Genomic DNA, 25,531 nt, shown 5'->3' with positions numbered 1-25,531 from the left:
GGCATGACCCGGAGCAAACTTTGGACGATGGCAAAGAGGGTTATGCAGTCACCGGATGCGGTAAGTTTGGTGGGGCGACACCAGCCATGTCGCCCCACCCGTCTGCAGCGGGCTTAAGCCCAATTTTGACTAGAAGTTATACCCAACCTGGATACCGAGCTCGCGTGGCGGACCATATGTTGTGAAGTTCCACAAGTTGGCAACCGGGTTGGCAGAGTTACGGTATGTTTCGTCCGTCAGGTTCTTGCCGTAAAGAGAGACCTTGAACTCACTGTCCGGTGACTCCCAGGTAACGTAGGCATTCAGCAACGTACGCTCTTCGAGCTGTGTGTTGGCCTTCTGACGCAGTATCGGATTTTCCAGCGTTCCTCCCTGGAAGCTAGCGGGCGCCGGGTTCACCTCTGCCTCGCCCTGGTAGTGCACGTTCAGGTTGTAGGTAAGCATGCTGCCACTGGAAAGCTCATGGAAGTACGTCGCGCTCACGCCACCGTTAAACTCCGGCGAATACGGCACTTCAAGCTCAGAGAAATCGAAGGGCTGCGGGGCACCGACCAGACCAAGCGTTGCCGGGTCGTAACCCGGGTTGTAGTTGTCGTACTCATGGTCCAACCAGCCAAAGTTGGCATCGAAGCGCAGGTTGTTGGTGGGCACATAGCTGAGCTCAAGCTCCAGGCCGATAGCTGTACTTTCACCTTCGTTCAGTGCAATGGTTTCCTGGAAGTCGTTGCCGGCTGCATCCTTGAACGATACCACCGTGTCGCGCTGCAGGTTTTCATACACAGTGTGGAACAGGGCACCGTTCATCCTGAGCTTGCCGTCCAGCATGTCGGCCTTCGCACCCACCTCGAAGTTCTCGTTCTCCTCGCTGGCGTAGGGCTGACAGCTGAACGCACTGCCACAGGTTTCCGAGAAGCCGCCGGAAACGAAGCCCGTTGCAAAGCTGGCATAGGTCATCAACTCGTCAGTCCAGTTGTAGTCCAGCACGACCCGGAAGGTGTTCGCGGAGAAATCTTTTTCGTCGTCGATGACGTTGCCAAAAGCGGAGATGGGCAGCGGATTGGTGTGCGGGCCCTTGAACTGGTCAACGGTGATGAAGTTGCTGACCGGGTTCTCGGCCGTGCCGAGACTGCGACGCGCAAAGACCTTTTCGTCTTTGGTGTGACGGAAACCTGCCGTCAGCTTCAAGGCATCCGTGAGGTCATAGGTACCATCAACGTAGAACGCCAGACCTTCTCGCTCCTGACTGGTTACCTGCACCTCATAGGTATCCCGGTAAAACTCTGCAGCGGGACCGGAGAAGATGAGGAAGTAGCCGAGGTTACCAAAGACCAGGAAGTCCACGTCGTCTTCGTAGTAGCTGGCGCCCGCGACAAAGTTGAACGGCCCGTTATAGTTGGAGGAGACACGCAGTTCATTCTGCAGCTGTTCCCGCTCGGAGTTCCGGCTGGCATCGTACTGGGATGTATAAGCTTCGCCGGTGTAGGTGCTCGCGAGTACCTCATCCTGAGTACGGGCGCCCAGGATCCACTTCACCTCATAGCTGTCAAAGGTGAAAGTCTGGTTCAAGTAGATACCATCGGCATCAATCTTGTGCCCACCCGGAATGTCGACAACCGGCGTTGACGTGTAAGACTGACCGGTAGAGAAGGGATCGCCACCACCGATGCCCGGGAAGCCGGCGATGGGCCACAAATAACCTTCACCACCATTCTGGCTCGCCAGGGGTGTCTCATTGGCCGCGGCTACGGTGTCACCGCGATCTTTCACATATTCAAAGATGAGGTCCGCAAGATAGAAGTCGTTGGGTTGCCAGCGCAGCTTCAGCTTGGCTGCCAGCACATCTTTCCCGCCAATGTCCTCGCCCCGACCCACATCGGGAAACTTGGAGCGCGCTGCGTCGTTACATTCCGCTGAACCGGGCTGCCCGGGGAACGGACAGCCGAGGCTCTGGAACTCACCACCCGCTGGCTTGTCGTTGGTGTAGAAGCCATCACTCTTGTCCTGGATAACTGCCAGACGCGCTGCCACGGTATCGCCCAGCGGCACGTTCAAGCCCAACTTCAGCTTTGTTGCATTCGAATCATTTGATGAGAATTGTGAGTAGTTGCCCTCAACGTGACCAAAAAATTCGCCCAACACGGGCTTTTTCGTAGTGAAGGCTATTGCACCCCCAGTAGTGTTCTTGCCGAACAAAGTGCCCTGCGGACCACGGTAGATTTCAACTTGCTCCATGTCGAACATCTCGATGAACTGAGACTGCACGTTATTGAAGACAAACTCATCGACACTAATACCAACTGATGCATCCTTGGTAACCAGAATAGAGTTGAAACCGGTGCCGCGCATACCGCCGGCAATCGCGTTAAAGCCGGTTTGCGGCGTCAGGTTCACGTTGGGTGCCAGCTCCGACAACGCCGTTACGTCATTCTGGAAGGTATTCTCCAATTGCTGGGTCGTCACGGTAGTGACGGCCACCGAAAGATCCTGCTGTGCCACCGACCGCTTGGTGCCGGTTACAACCACTTCTTCAAGCTGAAGCCTGCTTGATTTACTCTCCTCTTGCGCGAGCGCACTGCCACCAGCAAGCGTATGAGTAAGTGCCAGGCATACCGCAGAGCCCAAAACCTTTCTGTTAAAGTTCATCATCGACTTCCCTCTCTTATCTTATATATACCGGATTATTGTGAGGTATAGCTGTAGCCGTTCGCGATTATTGGGTTATGCGAATCAGCACTTGCTTGATCTTAACAATAATTCAAAACAACGATTCCAGGCAAGCAGTTTTTGAAAAGTATTCAAGTTTTTTTAGGCGGCGCATTGGCCCGCCCCCTGACCGGAACGAGCAGGCCGGACGCGCCAGACTTCGCGCGTGTTTACAGCTAACTACCTGGCAGCCCCGACTTGCCTGCCTCGCGAATAATTGGCTGATATTCTGCGAACGCGGGTCCCGCCGCGGTCGCCCCAACCGTGAAACCCGCATCTGTAGTCAGGGTGTGGCCCGTGGTATAGCCCGACTCGTCGCTCGCCAGCCACAGTGCGGCGTTGGCGACATCTTCCGCCAGGCCCGGACGTCCGCGCAGCGGTGAAGCATCTGCGAGAATCCTCTTGGCCTCGTCGATCTTGCCCGGATCACCCGTGAGCACACTGGCAACCATCGGTGTCGCCATCGAAGCCGCTGCAATGGCATTCACGCGCACGTTGCTGGCGGCGAGTTCGGCAGCGAGATTCTTGGTCAGTCCGACAACCCCGTGCTTGGCTGCGGTATAGGCATGCGGCCCAAGGCCGCCCATGATGCCGGCCGTGCTCGCCATGCTGATTATCGAGCCCGAACCCTGAGGCTGCATTACCCGCGCCGCGTGCTTGGCGCAGTAGAAGGCGCCGTTCAACAACACATCGATAGTGAAACGCCATTCGGCACCGGGCGTTTGCGCTGCCGGGCCCACGGAGCCAACAATACCCGCACTGTTGAACATGACATCCAGGCGGCCAAAACGTGCTATGGCTGCGTCGACGGCCGCACTCACGCTGTCCTCATCGGTGATGTTGCAGTAACTGAACATTGCCTGGTCGCCATATTTGGCCGCCAGCGCGTTGCCCTCGGCTTCCTGAATGTCGCACAGGCTGACCGCGCAACCCTCCTCGATAAACCGTTGTACCGCCGCCGCGCCAATGCCGCTCGCCGCGCCAGTAACCAATGCTACTTTTCCCGCCAGTCTCATGCCTGTTTTCTCCACACTATAGATTGCAAAAAAAAGGGGCCGCAGCCCCATAAACTCTATGTCATGCGATACAGATAATCGTCGGGCGCACGCTGCCCTACGGTCTCCGCTGCGATACTGCCAAAACCACGCGACTGCGCCGGCTCGAGGCGCGTCCAATCGGTCATGCCCACCCGGCGCACAATGCGCCACTCGCCACCACGCAGCGCAAAATGATCCAGGTACCGGCCACCGACAAAGTAGTCCATCTCGTTGTCGAAGGCGTCTGCACCCGCCAAGGGGTCCCCCACAGGCCGCATGCGATGGAAGGCCGTAAAATAAGTTTCCGCGCGCGCCCTGTCCGGGCCATCCATTTCCACAAGGATGTTACCCAGATGGTGATGGGTGCGGCTGTGAGCAGATAAAACGCCTAACGCGAAGGCGACGAAATCACCGGGTTGCTCTGCGGTAGACGGGCGCGAAGGGTCAGACGACGGCCCCTCGTAGAAATGATGGTGCTCGGAACCGGGATGGAAGACGCTGCGCAGCAGCGCTTCATCCATCCGGTCCAGGGCCCGCGCGTAGCGGACGATCACTTCCGTGATCGCCTGCTTCGCCAGTAACTCCTGCAACTGTTCGTTCACGAATGACGATCAGTTGTTGAAGTTGTAGACCACCTCGAACCCGTAGGTACGCGGTGGGCGAGTCGCAGCATAGGACCAGAGCCCCGCCACTTCGTAGCCATGCGTGTACCCATCTTCATCCGTCAGGTTGCGGCCAAACAGGCTGAACGTCAGGTTGTTGACGGCATAGTTCACCGAGGCGTCGACGATGCCCTGGCTGTCGTTTGCCAGCTCAGCGTTGTTGGTGGCATTAGTGAAGTGCGAGCCAATGTAACGGTAGGCGCCGCGAACCCAGGCATTGCCGCCTGCTACGTCCCACTCATACGTCGCATCGACGGTACCGGTGAACTCGGGAGCCCGACGGAACTCCAGGCCACTCAAGTCAGTTATCGAACCTTCGACGTCGGTGTAGACGAAGTCATCGTACTCGGAGTCAAGGTAACCGAGGTTAGCCCGGATGCTCAGGTTCTCGTTCAGGTAGGCCTGCATTTCCAGCTCAATGCCCTGAATGGTTGCCGAAGACGGGTTGATTACCACGGTCTTTTGTCCGGTATCCGTTTCATTCGAGGGCAACTGCAGTTCTTCCTGCTTGTCCTTGTAATCCATGGTGAAGATCGTGGCGTTGAGGCGCAGCCTGTTCTCCAGTAACTCACTCTTCACCCCGATTTCATAGTTGTCGATGGTTTCGGGATCGTAAGGCTGGATCGCTTCTTCAAGGCTCGCCACACGGCCGTTGAAACCACCGGCGCGATAGCCCTTGGAGTAGGTGGCGTAGAACATCACATCGTCTGTCATGTTGTAGCGCAGGCCCAGTTTAGGCGTGAACTCGTCCCACTTCTCTGTCGGGTGCTGTCCGGGAATGGTGTTCACTTCACCGAACTGACGTGACGTTTTCTCATCTTCCGTATAACGACCACCCACCGTCAGTACCCACTGGTCAGCGAAACGGTAGTCTGCCTCGAAGAAGGCCGCTACGGACTCTGTTTCCTGCTGCGTGGTCTGGGGAATGTCGAGAATGACGCCGGGCACGGCGAAGCCGATGTAGCTGCGCATACGGCTTTCGTACTCGGAATCCCAGAAGAAAAGGCCACCGACTACATTAAACGCGCCGCCGTTGTCGTAGGTGAGGCGCAGCTCATGACTCTGTTGCTCAAACTCGCCGGGGCGGTCCGTGTGATAGAGCAATTCAGGTGTACCGTCCCAATCCTGCAGACTCGCTTCATCGGACTCCCAAGAACCATAGATGTAGTCAAAGCGCAGGGCATCACTGATTTCCCAGCGCGCCTCCAGAATGTGTGTGTCGGTATCGAAGAACGCATCCATGAAGGAATCGTCGACCGCATCTACCGGCGTAATGTTGGTCTCAAAGCTGGGCGGCGTTGGCGGGCGGCCACCACCGCCAGCGACACCGTTGCGGTCGCCAGTAATAGTTGAATCAACACTGGGTGAACAATAGCCGTAAGCCACGCAGAATAGCTGATCGGGGCGCGTGGCGTTGACCAGTGCAGGCGTGTCCTGGTCCAACCGCTCCATGGTGTAGCTGTACTCGAGTTCCAGCGTATCGGTTGCGTTCCAGAGCGCGTTGAAACCCAGGGACTCGTAGTCCTGACGCCCCTGATCGCCACGCACGGTGACGTTGTCATAGTAGCCTTCGCCCTGGTCACGCTTCGCGCCAGTCAGCTTGATGGCAAGATCATCAGTGACCGCAAAGTTGAAGATACCGTCAACATAGTACGTGTCGAAGTTCTCCACGCCCGCGCGGAAACGGCCACCCAGTTCACCGGTAGGCTGGGTACGCGTAATGTTGATCAGGCCGCCCACCGTGTTACGGCCAAACAGCGTGCCCTGCGGGCCGCGCAATACTTCGACCCGGGCGATATCGATACCGCGCAACAGGGCGCCGGCATTCGAGCCAAGGAACACGCCGTCAACACTCACGCCCACCGCGGGGTCGAAGTTTTTCTCCAGGTCAGCAATACCCACACCGCGAATGTAAATAGCGGCCGTACCACCAGGGCCCTGGCCTGTGTCATCGATGATCACGTTGGGCGCGATGTTGGCGAGGTCCTGAATATCCCGTGCAAACTGTCGCTGGATCTCGGTCTCGCTCAAGGCGCTGACCGCCAGGCCCACATCCTGCATGCTCTCTTCACGCTTGCGCGCGGTCACCGTTATTTCTTCCAGCACACCAGGGGCTGCCGAAACCACGGTGGGCGCGGAAACGCCCACCGTGGCTGCGGCGATGGCGGCAAACATCATGCTGCGTTGTGTCTTCATGGAACGTCTCCTCGACGGGTTTGTTAATCGTTATCTACCGTTTACGAATGAGCCAAGGCCTCTTTCAGCCTTGCGGTGGCACCAAGGGCGCACCGGGTATGGGGTTGAAATAATGAATCTGTACATCGCGCTGGATAATCAACCAGCGTCCCGCCCTGCGCTGCAGGGTGTCACTGTAGGTTGCGCCGACCATCTGACAGTCGGTGTCGCCGGTCAGCGTACCGATGCAGTCCACATCACACACGCAGGTCGCGTTGTCAGCATCCTGAAAGCGTACGATATGATTGGTCGACAGGTGGTGTGATTCCTGCCATGCAGGCCAGAGAACGCCCTGAACCGCTTCGTGAATGCCGGCGTGGCCACGAAACGTGCCGAAGGGTGGACCGATGTTCCACACGCAATCCTCGCTCCAGATGGCGAGGAAACGATCGAAATCGCGTTTGTCGAAGCCGTGACAATACTCGGAAGTGAGATCGACAATGTGTTGTCGACTCTCCAGCTCGTCCACCCGCGCGGCCAATGCCACCAGCGTGTCGCGATTCTCGCGCATGCCCTACCTCTTGCCATTTTTATCATTACTATTTTTGCGCTCAGCCATTGCTCGATGCGGTCGAATGCAATTAGCTTGTTTGCGTCTAGCAAGTGTAGTGATATTTAAAGGCGAGTCAAGCATTGACGACAGCTGCCATCGGCGCGGAAATTGGGTAATAAGTCACACGGGCGCGCGTAGCGCTGTCGCGCCGACGCGCAGAGTCCACTTGAGAGGAATACGCCGACGCAGCCGTGCCGCGCCGACGGCAGAACTCAGGGGGATTTGGGGCCAAATGCCAGGAACACGTTCCCGGGCATATGAAAATAGATACCGTAACCGGAGTTTACAAACATCATGCCATCGCTGAACACGGGGCCGGCAGCACCGCCGAACGAGCCGCCTTGGGCCGTGCCGCCATCCGTGGTCGAGAACTCACGTACACTGTCGTAGGACCAGAGCACCTCGCCCGTTGCCTTGTCGTAAACGCGCAGTACACCGTCCATGGCGCCGGCAATCACCCCGCCCTCGATGGCTGATGCCGCGGCAGAAAGGCCGGGCTGGCAGAACTCGCGCCCCTCACACGTATCCTCCGCACGGGTGTACCAGAGCACCTTGCCACTGCGGATATCCACAGCGTACATGCCCGGGAGGGGCTCACCGGGCCAGCGCGGGCCACCGTCGAAGTCCGATATCGGCACATAGAGCACATCACCCTCGACCGCCATACCGAAATGCACGCCGCCCTGAATCCCGCCACGCCCCAGCTTCTTCTGCCAGACAATGGCACCGCCACGATCCGGGTCGAGTGCATAGACATCACCCGACTTCTGGCCGGCGAGCACCAGATCGCGTCCCTCGGACGTTGTGACCAGCACAGTTGCCGCACCGAAGTCATAGTCGGGGCCATCCTCCGGCGGGCAGTTGATGCGCTCTTCTGTTTCGCAGCCCATGTTCCAGGCGTCACCGACCGTCATCTGCTGGCTCCAGACGATGGCGCCATCCTTCAGGCTCAGGGCAATAATGGCGTCACTGGTGTCATTGGCCGGTGAGGAGTAGTTCTCGCCCGTGCCCACGTACATCACCCCGCGCTCTACATCCAGGGCCGGGGTGTTCCACACCGGCGAGCCAGAGGGTGCAATGCGGTCTGTACCCGCCGCGTTCTTGCCGACGACCGCAGGCGGCTCTGCAATGGTGTAACTGGTGAGCAGCTTCTCACCACTGTGCGCGTCATAGACGGCAACGCCGCCGCGGAACGTGCAGCAGGCATAGCCGGGATCGGCCGCCGCGGTCACTTCGAGCGACGACAGTGGCACGTAAAGCCGGCCATCGTACAAGGCGGGCGATGCGGTCAATGTCAGGCTCGGGTGGTCATCGGGTCGGTCGCGCCAGGCGAGCTCACCGGTAACCGCGTTGAGCGCATAAACATTCCCCACGAGATCGCCGAAGTAAAGCAGCGGCGGCGTTTTGCTGTCGGGCTCCCAGTCAGCCACCACGATACCGTTGCGCACTTCGGCCACAGTGGAAAAGCGCCAGCGGATGCAGCCGGTGTCCTTGTCGAGCGCATATACCGTGCCGTCCTGACTGCCAATATACAGGGCACCCCCCGCGATCGCCGGTTGCGAACGAGCCCGCAGGGCACCGGGGAAAGCGAAGGCCCACTTGAGCTCAAGCTGGCTCATGTCCGTTGCGGCAAGACCCGCCAGATCGCGATCGTAAAAACGATGATTGCCAAGGTTCACACCCCAGCCCGCCGTATCCGGCCGTGCAGCGAAATCAAACGCGGAGCGTTCGGCACTGCATTGGGGCGCAGCACTCGCCATGGTGGCTTCCGACAGGCTGTGCCCGGAAATATGCTCGGCCAGTCGACGCTGTTGCTGGTCTGTCATCGCCGCGGCCTGTGTTTGCATCACGCCGCCCTGCATGGCGCGAAGAATCGATGTTGGCGGCATGATCTGCAGCAGGCTCAATTGAGGCGCCTTGGCCACCCCCCCCTCGTGACAGCTGGCACAATGCTGCTGATACAGCGCAGCGCCATCCGGCTCCGCCGGTGCGGGGACCTCTGCCCCCGCGAGTGGCGCGGCCAGCACCAGGGACAGTACCAGGTTAGATAAACCGTTTTTCATCACACGTTCTCCACGCGATAGCCAGCGCGAGGAAAGTGCACGACGACTTCCCCGGCTCTCGAATCAGTTCGACGAATAGCAACATCCCGACCGGTAAGCCGCACGAGCTCCCCCGCGACCGGCACCGAGCCGTAATCCTCTGGCGTGACGGTGACCGCACTGCCCTGCTGCAGACCGGACAGGTGTGCGGCAGAGACGTCCGGCACAACCGTCGACGCGGCGCTACGTGCAATAGCGAGTGCTGATTCCGCGTCCAGTTCAGTACGCCTGCCGTGGCCAAAGGCCTGCACGCGCTGCTCCCAAGCGACAATGGTGCTGTAGCGCGCAAGTAACGCCGCACCATCACGGATGTTGCCCCGGCACATCCACACCGGGAAATAGCCGAGAATATCCGCCCATGAGGGGGCGTCACCTAGAATATAAGGTCGGCCGTCAGCCAACGCGGTATCCAGCAGCTGCAGCTGCGCGCCAAAACCCGCATAGAGGTGTGGCAGCTGCGCATCCAGCGTACTGAAGTCGAGGAAATTGAAGAATGCCTTGCGGTCCTGCAGGATCGCCTCCGGCAGCCCGTCGTTGGTGCCCATGGACAAGCCCGCACCGGGGCGGAAGAACTGACCGTCACTCCAGGCCGACAGGGCGAGGCAGATACCCTCGCTGCCCCCGGGAAACAGCGTCCGCTGCGCAGGAAAGCGTGCTTCCAGCTCGCGCGCGATGCACTGTGTGTCGCAGTAGATATCCGCCCCAATCTGCAGCACTGGCGTTTTCCGGTAACCGCCTGTCAGCGCGGTGAGATCGGGCTTCGGCATCACCAATGGAATTTCCACCGAGCGCCAGGCCAAGCCCTTGAGACCCAATGCCAGGCGTATCTTCTCGGCAAAGGGGGAAATGTCGAAGTGGTGAAGAATCAACTCCATAGTGTCTATCCCGGTCAGGCCGCGGTTGACTTGGTACTGGCAGGGGCTGGCAACGGCGGCCCACTAAACCCGCGCCAGGTTGACCGCGAGCGGGAACAGCGCGCCAGTCCGTACCGAGCTAGCCTAACGCGCGAGCCTCCGCTCCAATTCAACGTGAAAGTGCCTCAGTCGTTGCTCCTGCTCACTCCAGAGCTGGCCATCGAAACCCCGTGAGCGCATGCCCTGTTGCACCACCGGCAGCAGTGCGGAGTCCTGGCTCAACACCAACCCGAGGTTGGCATCTTCTTCAATGCTGTAATGCTCCGTAGCCGGGCGCTGGCGGCCGGTGGTATCGGTACCTTCCGGCAGTCCCATCCAGGCCGGCGGGCGATAACTGCCGTCCTCGACTGGAAAAATCAGTGTCATGGTGTCGTAGTAGAAGCGCTCAGGGTCAGTTTCGTGCGGCAAGAAGCGCATCAGGAACACCGCCTCGGGATGGCAGCCGATTTGCACGTTGGGAAAGACGCCCGTTGCCCAGCTGTCGGACAATTGCCCATCGAGAAAACGCGAGTAGTCCAGACCCAGCCGCTCGGCGCGCTGCCGCTTGCCTTGCTGAATGGCTCGGCGCACATCAGCGGCGGTACCGGTGAATCCCGACGCATCAAGACCGGCATCTTCCAGCATCATTTTCAGCCCCTCGTTGACCGTGGTCTGGTCACGCATGCGGGGGCTGGGCTGGCCGAGCGGCACGATCATGCGGCTGGCACCGTTGGGGTAAAGGTCGTACTGCACATTCAGGTCACCCATGACACCGCGGGTCTCCGGATGCACGGCATGCAGGTGGTAGCTCTCGTAGAAGGCTTCCACACCCACTTTCCAGTTGGCGCCCCATTCACTGCGCACATGGCGTGCTACCCGCATATCGGCCAGGCAGTAGGCTTCGAGATAGCCATCGGGCAGGCCGATCGCTTCTTTCAGAGGCTGCGCTGGCTTCTCGTCCATATTGATGAACACGATGCCCGCCAGCGTGTCGCAGTGCACGGGTTTCAGACCCGGGCGATGGGCCACCACTTCTGGCTTGAAATACTCTTCGTCTGTAATACGCCGCAAAGTGCCGTTGTTATGGAAGCTCCAGCTGTGGAAGGGGCAGACAAATACCTTGCGGTTACCGCGCTCGTCCCACACCAGGCGGGCACCACGATGGCTGCACACGTTGTAGAAGGCCTTGATACCCTCCTCGGTGCGCGTGACGATGATGGACTCATCGCGGATGTTGAAGAGGAAAAAATCACCCACGTTGGGAATGTCCGACTCAACACCAGCAATCAGCCAGGAACGTGTCCATAACTTGTCCCATTCACGCTGCATGTATTCGCGACTGAAGTAACCCTCTTTGCCAGCAACGGCAACGCCGTTGTCCACCTCTGGCTGCTTCGACTCCAGCGACTCTGCCGGGGCATCGGGGTTGATCACCGCAATCGGTACACCTTTCGCATTCATGATGAGCTACCTCTCTGGCTGTCAAGTGTGAACACCGGCAGGGTGACGTTTTCGGACCAGGCTGCAAACTTCACCTGCACCGGAAGCCCTACCGCTACCGCTTCGGGCACGCAATCGACGATATGACTCATCAACGTTGGCCCTTCTTCCAGTTTAATCAGAGCGACCACATACGGCGCTTCATAGGCCTTGGAGATCGGCCGGCGCACCACGGTAAAGCTGCGGATTTCGCCGCGCCCACTGGCGGCAGACCACTCCAGTTCGTCACTCAGGCAATTGCCGCAGATGATGCGCGGATAGAACTGGTAAATGCCGCAACTGCCACAGCGCTGCAGACGTAATTCTCCCACCCGGCAACCGGCAATGTAGGCATCGGCGAGCGCTCCGCTGGCAGGTTGAATCCGTTCCATATCAGCGGGGCTCCCTGCCGAGAATGAGTGTGCTGTGGCTGGACATGATGCCGCCCTGCGCGTGCAGCAGGCCGTAGCGCGCATTGGTCACCTGGCGTTCGCCTGCCGTGCCTCGCAGTTGCCAGACCGACTCGGTCAGCGCGAACATGGATCCGGGGTTACCCGGGTGGCAGTGCGACAACAGGCCGCCATGCGTATTCACCGGCAATTGACCACCAGGGCCAATGCCCGCATCCGTAACAAACGCACCGCCCTCGCCCTTGGCACAGAACCCGAGGTCCTCCAGCTCCACCAGCACCGTGGGGGTGAAACAGTCGTACAGCTGTGCGAAATCCATGTCTGCCGGACGCAGACCCGCCATCGCGTAGGCCCCCTGCCCGGATTCGCGCGCCGTGGAGGTGGTGAGATCCCGCGCCTGGCTGATGTGTTCGTGACCATGCCCCTCGCCCATACCCAGCACATATACGGGGGGCTGCGGCAGGTCCCGCGCGCGCTCGGCCGACACCAGAATGATCGCCGCACCGCCATCCGACACCAGCGAGCAATCCAGCAGATGCAGCGGGTCGGCGATCATGCGGGAATTCAGCACGTCATCGACACTGATGGGGTCGCGCATTTGCGCCGCCGGGTTGCGCGTCGCATGCGCCCTGCAGGCAACCGCAATCTCGGCAAAATGTTCGGGCCGGGTACCGTAACGGGCCATGTGTGCCTGGGCGATCAGCGCGTAATAGGCGGGCACGGTGGGGCCATAGGGCTGCTCATACTGCGGGTGACCGGTAGACGACTGCATGAGCATCGCCTGGTCACGGGTCAGGCCGCTGCGCAGGCTATCCGCCATGGCAATCACCACCACATCGGCCATGCCCGTCACTATGGCCGATGCCGCATGTTGCAGCACGGCGAAGGTGGTGCCGCCGCCTGCACCCGCGGCAAAGCAGTAGCGCGGCGCAATATTCAGATACTCGGCGATGGCTTCGGCGTGGTACAGCATGGGTTGCGCCATGCTGTTGCAGGTCACCAGCCCATCCACTTCGTCCTTGTTGATACCGGCATCAGTCAGGGCCAGCAGTATCGACTCGATACACAGCTCGGTGGCCGTGCGGTCCGGTACAACGCCGACGCGTGTATCCGCCGCGCCCACGATAGCCACATTACCGCGCAAGAGGCTCACTGGTCCGCTCCGGTGACAATCATTCGGCCTCCATCACCGCAGTGGCGATACCGGGGGTTACCACCTCGCCCGCAGCGTTCTTGACGAAGACTTCGACCTGCACCTCACCGGACGGCTGATCGACCGCGATGACGGTGCCGCCCGAGGTGAGGGTTTCACCGATATAGGTCGCGGCGCGGTTGGAATACTCGATGGACAGCAAGCGACCGCTGTCGCCCAGCCACTCCTCTACGCACTGGTTCAGCCAGTCACCCAGCATGGGGCCGGCAATCACCAGCCCGGGGTAACCTTCTACATTGCGTGTATACGGCTCATCGAAATGGATACGGTGTGCGTTCCACAGCGCCGCGTTGTACAGAAAAAGCTGCACATTATCGGGCGTCAGTGCGCGTTCCGGTAGCGCATCGCCTACCCGTACCGAAACAAGGGATCGTTTTTCAGAGAGGCCCAAATCGCTCACCTTAGAATACGTGTGGTCTGTTCGCGGATCACTGCTTCACCCGCGTCGTTGACAATCTGCATATCGACTTCATAGAAAATGAGCGGCCCGGAGCGGCCGTGCTTTTCGTAGATATTGGTCAATGTGCGTGTGGCGGTAAGCCAGTCGCCGGGGAACACGGGCTTGAGATAGTCAATTCTCAAGCCGCCCGCCATGGCCCGTTCCAGGGGGAACTTCGGCAGCAGCGAATCGATGGACACCCCATCCGGCGTGAGCTTATCGAGTTCCACCACATCCCAGAACAGCGCCACATGAAACATGGGGGGCGCCTGGTCACCGTCCAGATACTTGCGTTGGCGATTGCCCGTTGCGATCGCGTATTTGCGAATATCGCGACGGGTCACCAGTTCCCGCTGCGGGGTGCTCTGCCGCCCGATATTGGCCAACAACTCATCACTGAGAAGCGTCGTCATACCTTCCTCTCTCCCTGATTCCAGTAAGGGTCACGCAGTGCGCGCTTCAGGATCTTGCCGGTGGGGGCCTTGGGCAGGCTGTCGACAAAGTCCACGGAACGCGGCTTCTGGTACGAGGCAAGATGCTCACTGGCAGCTGCGATGATGTCCTGCTCCGTTGCCTGCATACCCGGCTTGAGTACAACAACCGCTTTCACCGACTCACCCCACTCGGCATCCGGCACGCCAAACACCGCCGACTCCAGCACCGCTGGGTGCTGGTGAATCGCCGCCTCCACCTGCGTGCTGTAGATATTCTCGCCGCCAGAAATGATCATGTCCTTGGCCCGGTCCACAATGAAGACGTAGCCGTCTTCATCCCACACCGCCACATCGCCGGTATACATCCAGCCGTCGCGCAGCGTGTCTGCCGTCAGATCGGGTCGCTGCCAGTAGCCCACCATATTGGCCTCGGATTGCACCAGGATCTCGCCCGGCGTTACCCCATCGCGCGGCACCGGCTCGCCCTGGCGGTCCACCAGCTTGATGGTGGTCATGAAGCCTTCCCGTCCGCAGGAACTCAAGCGCTCGGGGTGGATGCCGGCGACGGCATTGGCATGATCCTCCTGCGACAGGAAGCTCATGGTCATGCCTTCCGTCTGGCCGTAACCCTGAATCAGGGTGCAGGGAAAAGCTGCCAGTGCCGCTTTCACAACGCTGTGCGGCATAGGGCCACCACCATACTGGATGTTGCGCAGGCTACTGAGATCGTAGTCGGCGAAATTGTCCACAGCCATCATCCAGTTGAGCATGGTGGTGATACCCAGGAAGGCGGACACACGCTCGCGCTGAATAACTTCCAGTGCCAGTTTCGCTTCGAAATTGATCAATACCAACGGGCAGCCATGGGCCATATAGTTCATGGCCAGGCCAACGGGTATATGAAACATCTGACCGGTGAGCATATACACGTCAGAGGGGACGATGCGCTCGGCAACGGTCTGGTTGATCATCCCGGCAAACAGTGACCGGTGCGTGTGCAATGCACCCTTTGATTCCCCGGTTGTGCCGCCCGTATATAGAATCAAAACCGGATCATCATCCGCCACCAAAGCGGACTGCACAGGCTCCTCCGCGCTTGCCTGAGCCAGAAGTGCCTCGTAGCTGCCATCGCTTCCTTCACCAAAAGCAAATGAAGCCGGTATGCCAGCCCGAGCCGCCAGCGTCGCTGCCATCTCCGCATACTCTCCGGAATACATTAAAACAGCGGGATCTCCACCGCTGGCTATCTTGACCAGCTCCTCGCCACCCAAGCGCCAGTTGAGTGGCTGCACAATCAATCCAACCCGGGCGCAACCGTAGTAGACCTCCATGTACTCGATACAATTGCGAGCCAGCACGGCGACACGTGCACCCTTGGACAGGCCCAGCGGCCCCATGAGGGCGTTACCCAGTCGACGCACACGCTCATCCAGATCGCCGAACGTAAGTCGCCGTCCGCTGGAAACATCAATCAGTGCTTCCCGTGCTGGCGCAAGCCGAGCCGTCTTCGACGGGATCATGCCAATATTCACGTCAGTCCTCCGTCAGTAACTTTTATCGAGCTCGAGGTGTCTCGACACCAGCTCCCAACGCCCTTCACGCTGTACGACGCAATCGTGATAAACCCCGGCGGACAATAGCGCGATAGCCCCGCCCTCGGTCGCGAACAGGGTCAGGTTGGAGATCACAGGTATGCCCTCGCCCTCGCTGTCGGCGTGCGGCTCATCGGGAAAAAAGATATTGGATACTACATGTCGCCGCTTGTCCGTTTGCTGCGCCATGGCACCCGTCATCAGATCCATGATCCCTTCACGAGAGTGAAAGGGGCCAACCAGATCACCACCGGCTATGCGCATGCTGAATCTGGCATCCAGTGCGAAGCTTGTCGCCAACATCTCCAGATCCCGTTCATCAAGAGCATAGGCAGCTCGAGAGAGCAATTCATGAATGGCGAGTTTATCCGCCAGTTCCAGCGTTGTCGTCATACGGTATCCTCCAAACCCAAACTCGTCAGCGTGCGCCGCCAGCAAGCAAGCCAACACGACTCACATGCGAAGCACCACCAACGGCGTCATGGACAGTGAAATTGTGCCGCCCTGCAATGAGGAACGCAGCGCTACTGGCTGTGCTCGCGCCAGGACGCGCGCCTTCGCGGCGCCGACTGAATTGGGAGCTGTTGACCTGCATTATTGTTTTCTCAACATACTTACGGAAAAAAGCATAAGCATATCTTGAACATTGTTCAAGATATTTCTGAAGATAATAGAGGGCAAACACTTGGTCGCGTTTGCCGTGAACTGATAAAGTCCAGCTATGACCTCGAGCCCTGCAAAAACCTCCCTCCGCGACTCGGCTACCACGCCACAGGCCGCCACGCCCCGGCGAGACACGCGCGGAGAAAAGCGCCGCCGACGCATCTACAAGTCACTGCACGACTGCATTATCAGCAAGGGCTATGTGAAAACCACACTGGCGGACATCGCCGAAGGGGCCGGCATGAGTGCCAGCCACCTGCTCTATTACTTCAATGGCAAAGAAGCGATTCTCGAACAGTATTTTGCCAACGTGGCCGTGCGCTTCCTTGAGCGTATCGAAGCCTTCGCACTGCACCCCGCGGAGCAGCAGGTACAGCTGCTCGCTGATTTCTGGTTCAAGGGAGAAACCAGCACACGCCGGGAGATCGGCTTCATGCTGGAGTGCTTCGGCAATGCGGTGAATGATGACATCCTGCGCATCACCAAGGCCGACTTCGACAGCCGCTGCAAGGCCCACCTGGCGAGCATTTTTGCCTGCGCGCCGCAACTGCTGCTGGCGGACGCGCGCGACTCCGCGGAAATTGCCTACTCGATGATGATCGGTCTGCGCTCAGCGGTGTATTTCGATGACGATATCAGCCTGGAACGGGCACACACCCTGTTCACGGAAACCGTCAACAGGATGAGTGGCTTCAGCGCCTGAGGCGCAACCGCGCCCTAGCGCAGCCGCGGCAGGACCTTTTCCGCAATATACTGCAGGCGCCGGTTACCTGACTCCAGTGGCTCGCCGGGAAACTGCGCCCAGAAGTGGATGTCACGGATCATAGGATAATCCGCCACCAGCGTCTTCAGCTTGGATACGGCCATATCCGCGTCCCACAGCTCATACAGGCCGTTCTCGATAGCCGAGAACACATCGTCATACAGCGTTGCCTGGTCCGGCGGGCCAAACGCGCCCCACTGGATGTAGGCATTGGTCTGATACAGGATGTGATCGGCTATGCGCGCCGCTTCTGCCTCCGGGTCTTCCGCAATGATCGCCCAGCAGCCGAGAATCACATTGCCGTCGTCCAGCGACTTGCCCTGGGAGACCAGTGCTTCGCAGTAGTTGTCCAGACCCAGTCCACCCGTGGAAAGGAATCCGTCGGCCACGCGGGCGGCCCGCTCAATGGCCGGCGGCGCCATGCCACCCAGCAGGATTTTCGGCGTGTGCACCGGCGCCGGCAGTACTTTCAGGTCACCCACGGTGAAGCGTTTGCCGCTGAAGTTGACCGGCTCACCCGACCAGCTACGCCGCAGGATTTCAATCCCCTCCTCCACCAGGCTGGGCCGGTGGGAGAGCTGACGCCCGAACTGATCGAACTCCAGCTGCCGGTAGCCAATGCCCACGCCAAGGTCGAAACGTCCACCGCTCAGCAGGGACACCGTCGCCGCGTCCTCCGCCATGCGCACCGGGTCATGCAGGGGCAGCAACATGAGGTTGGTGCCAATATGCATGGCGCGCGTGCGCGCGGCGATCGCCGCGGCTATCACCAGTGGCGAAGGGGTGTAGCCGTCCTCACAAAAATGGTGCTCGGTGAGCCACACCGAGTTGAAGCCCAGCGCCTCTGCATCGGCGATCTGCCCCAGGCGGCTGGCATAAAAACTCTCGAAGTTCTCCTGCCAGGGGGCCGGGTTGCGGAAGTCGTACCAGAGTCCGTAATTCACATTCGATGTCATGTTTTGCGCCCTCCCAGGCTCAAGCTATGTCTGCAAGAAAGGCCAGCAGGTCGCGGTTGTACTCTTCCTTCACTTCGATGAACGGGGCATGTCCAACGCCTTCGTATTCCACCACACGCGCCCTGGCGTTATGGCCGCCCACCCAGCGACAGATATCCGGGGCCACGAAGCCGTCTTCGCTGCCGACGAAGGAGAGGATGGGGATATCCAGTGCCGCAAGCTGCGCGCGCTGATCGAGCGGCGCCAGCTGTGCGAGCGTAACGTGGGCCATGGGTGAGGCCTGGCAGAACACACGCCACATCCAGTCTGTAATGGCAGGCGATACCTCTTTCGCACACACCGCGTGCACCAGGCCGGAAAGAAACCCGATGCGATCGGCCTGCAGTGCAGCGACCGTGCCGGCCATGTCGGCCTCAGTGCCGCCCGCCTTGAAGTCGGGTTTCTGCACATAGATGGGTGTGGCGCCGCCAGTCAGCACCAAACCTCTGCAACGACTGCCGAGGCGATCGGCAGCTTCCACCGCCACTGCACCACCCAGAGACCAGCCGTTCAATACCACCGAGTCGAGGCCGAGCTTGTCGACCAGGCTGACTACATCGCCGGCGATGGCGTTGATGCCCAGATCGGCAAAATCTTTATCGGACGCTCCACAGCCGCGGTGATCCAGCATGATCACCCGGTGCCCAGCGGCAAGTAGCGGCGGCAGCGTATTGTCCCAGGCGCGACAGCTGAAGCCCCATCCGTGAATCAGCAGTATCGCGCTGCTGCCCTCACCATAATCCTCGAAATATACGCTCTTGCCACAATCAGTCTGCAGGTAGGACATGCCATTACTCCTTGTTGCTGAGAAGTCGTTTTATGTTGTTTTCGTAGTCACTGAACACGGCATGCAGGTCCAGGGCCTCGGCGTTTACCAGCCACTGATAGATAAGGCCGAAAATGAAGGCATTGAACTGTACGGAGAACTGCTCCGGGTTGATCACCGGATCGATTTCGCCGTCCTGGATTCCCAGGCGCACCCAGCGCGCGGCATCCTCCCGGTAAATGCGATGATGATCGGCGAGCTTGTTACGGATCTTTGAATCGTGACCCAGCGACTCGTACCAGAGGATGTACATGGCACGCATGTAGCTCGCCTCGGCGGTGAGAAAATCGCGCAACGCATCCAGTGCGCCGATCACGGCCTCAATACCCGTCTTGCCGCCCACGTAACTGTTGAGATGTGCTTTCCAGCGTCCGTCAAAACGCACAAAGAGTTTGTTGAGAAAACCCTCTTTCGAGCCGAAGCGGGAATGCGCGAGGCCGCGGCTATAGCCGGCGAGCTCGCCAATTTCCTTCAGTGTGGTGCGCTCGGTACCGCGTTCGATGATGAGCTGGATGGCCGCTTCGAACATGCGCTTGTCGGATAGCGCCGTCCTTTCCGCCTGCGTTCTGCGACGCGTACTGGTTTCCCCTGCCCGCTTCCCTGCTGCTGTCATCCGCTTTTCTCCCAATCCTGCGACGCGCACAGTACGCGGCGCCGCTATTTCACGTAGTCGACGGGGTATTCTCCGGCTGCATGCCGCGCACGCAAGACTTTCTTGTCCAGTTTGCCAACACTGGTCTTGGGAATATCGTCAACGAACGACCAGTACTCGGGAATCCAGAACTTCGCCACCCGGTCGGCGAGAAAAGCCCGCAGTGCAGCTGGCGCCACCTCCGACTCTGCAACCACGATAGCCAATGGACGCTCCTGCCAGCGCTCATCATCTGTGGCGATAACCGCCACCTCGCGCACGGCGGGGTGCGCCAGAAGTGCGCTCTCCAGGTCCACCGAAGAAATCCACTCGCCGCCGGACTTGATGACATCCTTGGTTCGGTCAGTAAGCTGCACAAAGTGTTTTGCATCAATATGGCCGACGTCGCCCGTGCGCAGCCAGCCGTCTGCCGTGAAGGAGTCTTCGGCTTTATTGTTGTGATAGGCGCCCGTTATCCACGGGCCGCGCAACTGCAGTTCACCCACGTCGCGGCCATTGTGTGGCAGTTCATGGCCATCGGCGTCTACCACACGTACCTGGACACCGGGTACCGGTCGGCCGCTCTTGGCGCGCCAGGGCGTTTCACCATCCGGGCCCGGTTCCCGCGGCGGGTGGGACAGATGACACAGCGGGCTGGTCTCGGTCATTCCCCAACCCTGCAACACCGGCACGCCCCACCGCTCGCGCGCGGCATCAATGAGCGCCGGTGCGACCGCAGCGCCCCCACAGACCAGCATGCGGAAGCTAGCCATCTGCAGACCGGTGTCGCGGGAAGCGCGCAGCAGGTCGGCGAGGATGGTCGGCACGGTTGCTGTGAAGGTCGGCTTTTCGGCGCGAATCATCGCCTCGATACCCGCGGCCTGCAGATGCGGCCCGGGCAGAATGAAGTCACTGCCGCTGAGCCAGCCGCTGTAAGGCAGCCCCCAGGCATTGGCGTGAAACATGGGTGGCAGCAACAGGATGCGGTCGCGCTCGTTGATGCCAAAGGTGTCGGTTGCGCGGGACGCCAGCGAGTGCACAAAGGTGGTCTTGTGGCTGTAAACAACGCCTTTGGGGTTACCGGTGGTGCCACTGGTGTAGCACACAGCGGCCGCAGCGGTTTCCTCCAGCTCTGGCCAGGGAAACCTGGCACCTTGCGCCGCCAGTGCCTTGGCATAGCTGCTCGCAGGGATGCCGCCCACCTCCGCATCGTCACCCTCTACCAGTAAAATATGCTCTACGGTCGTGAGCAGAGGCACAACCGGCAGAAACAGTTCGAGCAGGCTGGCATCGAGAATCACCACACGATTCTCAGCGTGGTTGATGACCCACGCCACCTGTTCTGCCGACAGACGGATGTTGACCGTGTGCATGATGGCGCCCATGGAGGGTATCGCCAGATACGCCTCCATGTGCGCAGGGTTGTTCCAGCTGAAGGTCGCAACCCGGTCGCCGCGACCGATACCGAGGGCCGCGAGTGCGCCCGCCAGCCGCTCGGCCTGCTCTGCCACCTCGCGATAGGACGACCAGTGCGTCTGCTCGCCATCGAAAACCCCGACCCGGCTTTCGGGGAAGACCGCCGCACCATGCTCCATGATCATGCGCACGGTCATGGGCATATGCATCATTGTCGCCTGCATCGAACTCGCTCCTTCTTACCAGTGGCCGCGCGCGGCTGCCGCCGCTTCTTCCAGCAGAGCAGGGACATCGTACTCCAGCCCCCTGGCGTAATCCGAGTCCACCTTGCCCTGGCAGTACAGGCTATAGGCACCCTCGACGATTGCTGCAAGCCGCCAGAAGGCGAAGCACAGGTAAAAATCCAGGTTGGTAAGCGGAAAGCCGGTGGCTGCGCCCCAGCGCTCGGCCAGTACGCGACGGGAGAGCGCACTTTCGCAGCGGCTGACCGCCTGAATATGTCTGAATCCTGGCGGATCCAGCTCTCGCGGCCCCCAGAACATCAGGAACAGGCCCAGATCAGCGAGCGGATCACCGATGGTAGCCAGCTCCCAGTCAATCACGGCAGCCAACCCTGGACGGTCCGGGTGCGACAGCGTGTTGTCGAGATGATAGTCACCGTGAATCAACCCCACGGGGCCGGACGCGGGAATGTTATTCAAGAGCCAGACCGCAAGTTCATCTAGAAGCGGGAGGTCGCGCACCGGAGACTCGGCTCGCGCCGCACGCCAGCGGGTAATCTGTCGCTCGAGAAAGTTCTGGGGATTGCCCAGACGCTCCAGGCCGATCGTTTGCCAGGGCGCCTTGTGGATTGCTGCGAGCTCGTCGATCAAGTCTTCGCCAAGACGGTTTACGCTGGCGGCAGTAGCCGGGTAGGTGGCGGGCAGAGTATCCGTAATCGCAATGCCGTCAACGTGGGAAACGAGCAGAAAGGGTCGCCCGATGACCGCGGCATCTTCACACCAGCCCACCACCCGGGGTGCCTTGACATGGCCCTGTATGGCGCGCAATACGGTGGCCTCGCGTTCGATACCGCGGTGCGATGTCGCGGAGATGGCATTTTCGGGCGGGGTGCGCAGAACCAGCGGACCGTCGTCGGTCGCTAGCAGCAGAGTGAGGTTGGCGTTGCCGCCGCTCAGAGCTCGCGAAACCCGGGCCCCTTTGAGCCCTGTTTCAGCCTCAATCCACGCCGCCAGCGGCGCATCGAAAGGATGATCGGCGCTCATCCCGGCACTCCGAAGCTGCTCATAAGGCCGCCATCGACCGGCACGAAGGCGCCCGTCATATAGCGGGCACGCGCCACGGCGTCTACCACTTGCGCAATCTCCTCCGGCTGGCCATAGCGACCGAGGGGTATCGTCTGTCGCATCGCTTCCAGCGCCTTGTCCGACAGCCCGCCCGTCATTTCGGTCAACACCAGTCCGGGAATCACCAGATTTACGGTGATGCCGCGAGACGCAAACTCCACCGCCAGGGCGCGTGTAAGGCCGGCGAGCCCTGCCTTGGAGGCGGCGTACGCCGAGTCGCCCGGGAAACCACGAAAGCCCACCACGGCGCCAATATTGATGACTGCCGCCCCTTCTCCGAGGTGCGGGTCCGCGGCGCGTATCACATTGACCGCGCCTTTCAGATTCACGTCCAGAACGCTTTCCCACGCGTCCAGAGCGATGCGACCGATGCGACCGCCACGGTGCAAGCCCGCGTTATTGACCACAACGTCTACCCGTCCCCAGCGCTCGACCACCGAGGCCACCGCCGCGGCAACGGCGTCAGCGTCGCTGACGTCTGCCCTGCAGGCCATGCAATGGCTCCCCAGCGAAGTCGCCAGAGCGGTGACATCCTCGCCGCGCGCCACCAGTGCCACCTTGTCGCCCGCTGCCAACGCCTGCTCGGCGATGGCGCGTCCGATGCCACGGGATGCACCGGTTATGAACCAGATTTTTTCGTCTACCATTGTTTCACTCGAACCCGGATGAGTTTATTATTTGCTTGTTTGCATCTAACAAGTCTAAACTACACTTAACGCAAGTCAAGTAAAACAAGCCCACAGGGCCGACTACGCTGGCGCGGTTCCCCAACCTTGATCGGGAGCGGTAGCCGACCTCAACCGAAAACCAGACCATAAAGGATATCATCGTGAGTTGGAGCTTTGAGACTGACCCGGAATTCCAGCAGCAACTGGAGTGGATTGCCACCTTCACGCGCGAGGAAATCGAGCCGCTGGATCTCGTTTTCCGCGAACCCGGCGACCCGTGGGACCCGGACTCCCCCGCCGCCAAAGCGATGGCGCCACTGCGCGAGATCGTCAAAGAGAAGCGTCTGTGGGCCTGCCACATAGGCCCGGAGCTGGGGGGCCAGGGCTACGGCCAGGTCAAGCTCGGCCTGATGAACGAAATTCTCGGCCGCAGCCGCTTCGGCCCCAGCGTGTTCGGCTGCCAGGCGCCCGACTCCGGCAACGCTGAAATCCTCGCGCACTTCGGCACAGACGACCAGAAAGCACGCTTCCTGCAACCGCTGCTGGACGGCGAGATTGCCTCCTGCTACTCCATGACGGAACCCCAGGCCGGCGCCGACCCGGCAGAGTTCACCTGTACCGCGACGCGCGATGGTGACGAGTGGGTGATCAACGGTGAAAAGTGGTTCGCCTCCCACGCCCGCTTCTCTGAATTCCTGCTGGTGATGGTGGTTACCAATCCGAACGTGCCCATCCACGAAGGCGCGTCCATTGTGCTGGTGGAAAAAGGCACGCCGGGCATGGAAATCCTGCGCAACTCAGCGGTCGGCCCCTATGTGGAGCAAGGTGACGGCGTGCACGCCTATATCCGCTTTACCAACTGCCGCGTCCCCGCCGACAACCTCCTCGGTGAAGAAGGCAAGGGTTTTCTGGTCGCGCAGACGCGCCTCGGTGGCGGCCGGGTCCACCACGCCATGCGCAGCGTTGGCGTACTGAAAAAAGCCATGGATATGATGTGTGAGCGGGTACTGAGCCGCACCACCAAGGGCGAGCCGCTGGCGAACAAACAGATGACCCAGGACAAGATAGCCGACAGCTACACCCAGATTCTGCAATACCGGCTACACGTGCTCTACACCGCATGGCTGATCGACAAGTACAAGGAGTACAATCGCGAGGTGCGCAAGGAAATCGCCGCCATCAAGGCTGCAACGCCGAAAATACTGCAGGAGGTGATTTATCGCGCTATGCACCTCCACGGCAGCCTGGGCATGTCAGACGAAGTACCGTTGATGACCATGTGGGCGAACATTCCGGAACTCGGCGTGGTAGACGGCCCCTCGGAGGTGCACAAGATCACCGTGGCGCGCACCGTGCTACGTGACTACAAACCTGCCCCGGGTCTGTTCCCCACCTATCACACCCCCACCCAGCGCGCCGCGGCCCTGGAGAAATACGGCCACTTCCTCGAAGGGAAGTAAGCTGCCATCATCCGGCCCCGCGCTGTGCGGTGGCCGGCTCTCCTACCGGGGGATACTGATCTCCATACGCGGCATAGCCTCGGGCATGCCGCCCAGCGCCACCGCACAGCGCGATGAGCCATTGAACCACGCCACCAACAGTGAGAGGTGCAACAACTCTGCCTCCGTGAACTGCTCGAGCAACGCACTGCGCAAGTCACTACCCAGGCCAGCTGGATCAAGGTTGTACTGATCGACAAACGCCACCAGCAGCCGCTCCCGCGGCGACAACTCGGCGTCCGGCTCCTGCGCACGAATCATCTGCACTTTTTCTTCAGTCAGCCCATCGCTGATCGCCACGTCATACCGCACCGCCTGACACATCACACAGCCCGTATGGCGCGCATTGCGCAACCGTGCCAACTCCACTTCAGCGGCGGGCAGAGGGCCCGCGTCCCACACCGCCGCATTCAGCGCCAGGTAGGGCTCCAGGGTACCGGGCACAATACCCAGCGCAGAGTCGCGAATGACGTTCCCGGAGTTACCCGCGGGTGGTTGCACCCTCGCACTAACTGGCATGTTGATGCACTCCCGCAGGCGCTGCCTGCCACAAAAGACCCAAACGGATCAGCCCGTCAAATACCCCCAGCGCCTGCAACAGGGCCACCAGTCCGTCCTCACCGATATGCGCCTTGACCGCATCGGCCTGGGCGTCGGTGATGGCGCTACAGTCCATCGCATGCACCTCGGTAAACTCGAGGCAGGCGCGCTGCTCATCGGTAAAAACTGTGGCGCGCGGCCAATCCTGCAGCTGGGCGCGCTGCTCGGCAGATACCGGCACTTCCTGCAGTGCGAAATCCGCATCGCTGCGGTGCAGTTGCGCGAGCCGCAGACGGCACAGCTCCAGAGTTTCAGGGGCAACCTGTGGTAACCGATACACACTCTGGTACAGCTCACGAAAAGGGCCGCTGATCGCTGGCAAGCGGTCCAGCAGCTGATCCCGATCGAGGCCGTCGACAATCCAGTTCATAT

Annotated in this window: 24 protein-coding genes; 2 read left to right on the top strand and 22 right to left on the bottom strand. The window is 60.2% G+C overall.

Translation table 11 applies throughout. The features are described 5' to 3' along the window. Positions 1 to 129: 129 nt before the first annotated feature. The 14 genes from EGJ68_RS05605 to EGJ68_RS05540 form a co-directional block, all read right to left on the bottom strand. Positions 130 to 2,643 carry a TonB-dependent receptor gene (locus EGJ68_RS05605; protein ID WP_233248683.1) on the bottom strand — a complete coding sequence of 838 codons (2,514 nt, stop codon included), beginning with the start codon at positions 2,641 to 2,643 and terminating at the stop codon, positions 130 to 132. 236 nt (positions 2,644 to 2,879) lie between these two features. Next, complete coding sequence (locus EGJ68_RS05600) at positions 2,880 to 3,719, bottom strand: SDR family oxidoreductase (RefSeq protein WP_123033503.1); 840 nt, start codon at positions 3,717 to 3,719, stop codon at positions 2,880 to 2,882. 56 nt (positions 3,720 to 3,775) lie between these two features. Beyond that, positions 3,776 to 4,342 (bottom strand): nuclear transport factor 2 family protein, encoded by a 567-nt coding sequence (locus EGJ68_RS05595; RefSeq protein WP_123033502.1) that lies wholly within the window; start codon positions 4,340 to 4,342, stop codon positions 3,776 to 3,778. Positions 4,343 to 4,351: 9 nt separating this feature from the next. Continuing rightward, a complete protein-coding gene (locus EGJ68_RS05590) occupies positions 4,352 to 6,598 on the bottom strand; it encodes a TonB-dependent receptor (protein ID WP_233248682.1) in 2,247 nt (748 codons plus the stop codon). A 64-nt stretch (positions 6,599 to 6,662) separates the two neighbouring features. Then, entirely contained in the window at positions 6,663 to 7,148 is a 486-nt protein-coding gene (locus tag EGJ68_RS05585; protein WP_123033501.1) for a nuclear transport factor 2 family protein, read from the bottom strand. A 254-nt stretch (positions 7,149 to 7,402) separates the two neighbouring features. Further along, positions 7,403 to 9,253, bottom strand: a complete 1,851-nt coding sequence (locus EGJ68_RS05580) for an outer membrane protein assembly factor BamB family protein (RefSeq protein WP_123033500.1) — start codon at positions 9,251 to 9,253, stop codon at positions 7,403 to 7,405. After that, positions 9,253 to 10,167: a glutathione S-transferase family protein gene (locus EGJ68_RS05575; protein ID WP_123033499.1), complete on the bottom strand. Its 915-nt coding sequence runs from the start codon at positions 10,165 to 10,167 to the stop codon at positions 9,253 to 9,255. The genes EGJ68_RS05580 and EGJ68_RS05575 overlap by 1 nt, the downstream gene beginning before the upstream one ends. A 123-nt stretch (positions 10,168 to 10,290) precedes the next feature. Continuing rightward, positions 10,291 to 11,646: an aromatic ring-hydroxylating oxygenase subunit alpha gene (locus EGJ68_RS05570; RefSeq protein WP_123033498.1), complete on the bottom strand. Its 1,356-nt coding sequence runs from the start codon at positions 11,644 to 11,646 to the stop codon at positions 10,291 to 10,293. Beyond that, the gene (locus EGJ68_RS05565) at positions 11,643 to 12,056 is read right to left on the bottom strand and encodes a Zn-ribbon domain-containing OB-fold protein (protein WP_158283513.1); all 414 of its coding nucleotides are present in this window, start codon (positions 12,054 to 12,056) and stop codon (positions 11,643 to 11,645) included. The genes EGJ68_RS05570 and EGJ68_RS05565 overlap by 4 nt, the downstream gene beginning before the upstream one ends. 1 nt (position 12,057) lies before the next feature. Next, a complete protein-coding gene (locus tag EGJ68_RS05560; RefSeq protein WP_233248681.1) occupies positions 12,058 to 13,227 on the bottom strand; it encodes a thiolase C-terminal domain-containing protein in 1,170 nt (389 codons plus the stop codon). A 19-nt stretch (positions 13,228 to 13,246) separates the two neighbouring features. After that, complete coding sequence (locus tag EGJ68_RS05555) at positions 13,247 to 13,687, bottom strand: hotdog family protein (protein WP_233248680.1); 441 nt, start codon at positions 13,685 to 13,687, stop codon at positions 13,247 to 13,249. After that, the gene (locus EGJ68_RS05550) at positions 13,684 to 14,139 is read right to left on the bottom strand and encodes an FAS1-like dehydratase domain-containing protein (protein WP_123033496.1); all 456 of its coding nucleotides are present in this window, start codon (positions 14,137 to 14,139) and stop codon (positions 13,684 to 13,686) included. The genes EGJ68_RS05555 and EGJ68_RS05550 overlap by 4 nt, the downstream gene beginning before the upstream one ends. Beyond that, a complete protein-coding gene (locus tag EGJ68_RS05545) occupies positions 14,136 to 15,692 on the bottom strand; it encodes an AMP-binding protein (protein ID WP_199227925.1) in 1,557 nt (518 codons plus the stop codon). The genes EGJ68_RS05550 and EGJ68_RS05545 overlap by 4 nt, the downstream gene beginning before the upstream one ends. Before the next feature lie 12 nt (positions 15,693 to 15,704). Beyond that, on the bottom strand, positions 15,705 to 16,145 hold the full coding sequence (locus tag EGJ68_RS05540; RefSeq protein WP_123033495.1) for a nuclear transport factor 2 family protein: 441 nt from the start codon (positions 16,143 to 16,145) through the stop codon (positions 15,705 to 15,707). Between the two features lie 328 nt (positions 16,146 to 16,473). Here EGJ68_RS05540 and EGJ68_RS05535 point away from each other — a divergent pair, with 328 nt between their 5' ends. Continuing rightward, entirely contained in the window at positions 16,474 to 17,118 is a 645-nt protein-coding gene (locus EGJ68_RS05535; RefSeq protein ID WP_123033494.1) for a TetR/AcrR family transcriptional regulator, read from the top strand. A gap of 14 nt (positions 17,119 to 17,132) precedes the next feature. Here the strand turns inward: EGJ68_RS05535 and EGJ68_RS05530 are convergent, their stop codons facing one another. From EGJ68_RS05530 to EGJ68_RS05505, 6 genes are read right to left on the bottom strand one after another with little or no spacing between them, the layout of a single operon-like run. Then, positions 17,133 to 18,134: an LLM class flavin-dependent oxidoreductase gene (locus EGJ68_RS05530; protein WP_123033493.1), complete on the bottom strand. Its 1,002-nt coding sequence runs from the start codon at positions 18,132 to 18,134 to the stop codon at positions 17,133 to 17,135. Between the two features lie 19 nt (positions 18,135 to 18,153). Next, on the bottom strand, positions 18,154 to 18,960 hold the full coding sequence (locus tag EGJ68_RS05525; RefSeq protein WP_123033492.1) for an alpha/beta fold hydrolase: 807 nt from the start codon (positions 18,958 to 18,960) through the stop codon (positions 18,154 to 18,156). A gap of 4 nt (positions 18,961 to 18,964) precedes the next feature. Further along, complete coding sequence (locus tag EGJ68_RS05520) at positions 18,965 to 19,612, bottom strand: TetR/AcrR family transcriptional regulator (RefSeq protein WP_123033491.1); 648 nt, start codon at positions 19,610 to 19,612, stop codon at positions 18,965 to 18,967. A gap of 44 nt (positions 19,613 to 19,656) precedes the next feature. Next, complete coding sequence (locus tag EGJ68_RS05515; protein ID WP_123033490.1) at positions 19,657 to 21,270, bottom strand: long-chain fatty acid--CoA ligase; 1,614 nt, start codon at positions 21,268 to 21,270, stop codon at positions 19,657 to 19,659. A 15-nt stretch (positions 21,271 to 21,285) separates the two neighbouring features. After that, positions 21,286 to 22,311: a phosphotransferase family protein gene (locus EGJ68_RS05510; protein ID WP_123033489.1), complete on the bottom strand. Its 1,026-nt coding sequence runs from the start codon at positions 22,309 to 22,311 to the stop codon at positions 21,286 to 21,288. Next, the gene (locus EGJ68_RS05505) at positions 22,308 to 23,039 is read right to left on the bottom strand and encodes an SDR family oxidoreductase (RefSeq protein ID WP_123033488.1); all 732 of its coding nucleotides are present in this window, start codon (positions 23,037 to 23,039) and stop codon (positions 22,308 to 22,310) included. Before EGJ68_RS05505 ends, EGJ68_RS05510 begins: the two co-directional genes overlap by 4 nt. Positions 23,040 to 23,221: 182 nt before the next feature. On the opposite strand from EGJ68_RS05505, the gene EGJ68_RS05500 reads away from it, so the two are divergent. Continuing rightward, on the top strand, positions 23,222 to 24,520 hold the full coding sequence (locus tag EGJ68_RS05500; RefSeq protein WP_123033487.1) for an acyl-CoA dehydrogenase family protein: 1,299 nt from the start codon (positions 23,222 to 23,224) through the stop codon (positions 24,518 to 24,520). A gap of 42 nt (positions 24,521 to 24,562) precedes the next feature. On the opposite strand, the gene EGJ68_RS05495 is transcribed toward EGJ68_RS05500, so the two are convergent. Then, entirely contained in the window at positions 24,563 to 25,078 is a 516-nt protein-coding gene (locus EGJ68_RS05495) for a carboxymuconolactone decarboxylase family protein (RefSeq protein WP_123033486.1), read from the bottom strand. Then, entirely contained in the window at positions 25,068 to 25,529 is a 462-nt protein-coding gene (locus tag EGJ68_RS05490; RefSeq protein ID WP_123033485.1) for a carboxymuconolactone decarboxylase family protein, read from the bottom strand. Before EGJ68_RS05490 ends, EGJ68_RS05495 begins: the two co-directional genes overlap by 11 nt. Positions 25,530 to 25,531: the final 2 nt, after the last annotated feature.

Origin of the sequence: Haliea alexandrii (assembly GCF_003719295.1) — a bacterium.
GTDB lineage: Bacteria > Pseudomonadota > Gammaproteobacteria > Pseudomonadales > Halieaceae > Haliea > Haliea alexandrii.
The sequence above is the reverse complement of the archived record's forward strand: the minus strand, read 5'-3'. Positions and strand labels throughout refer to the sequence as shown.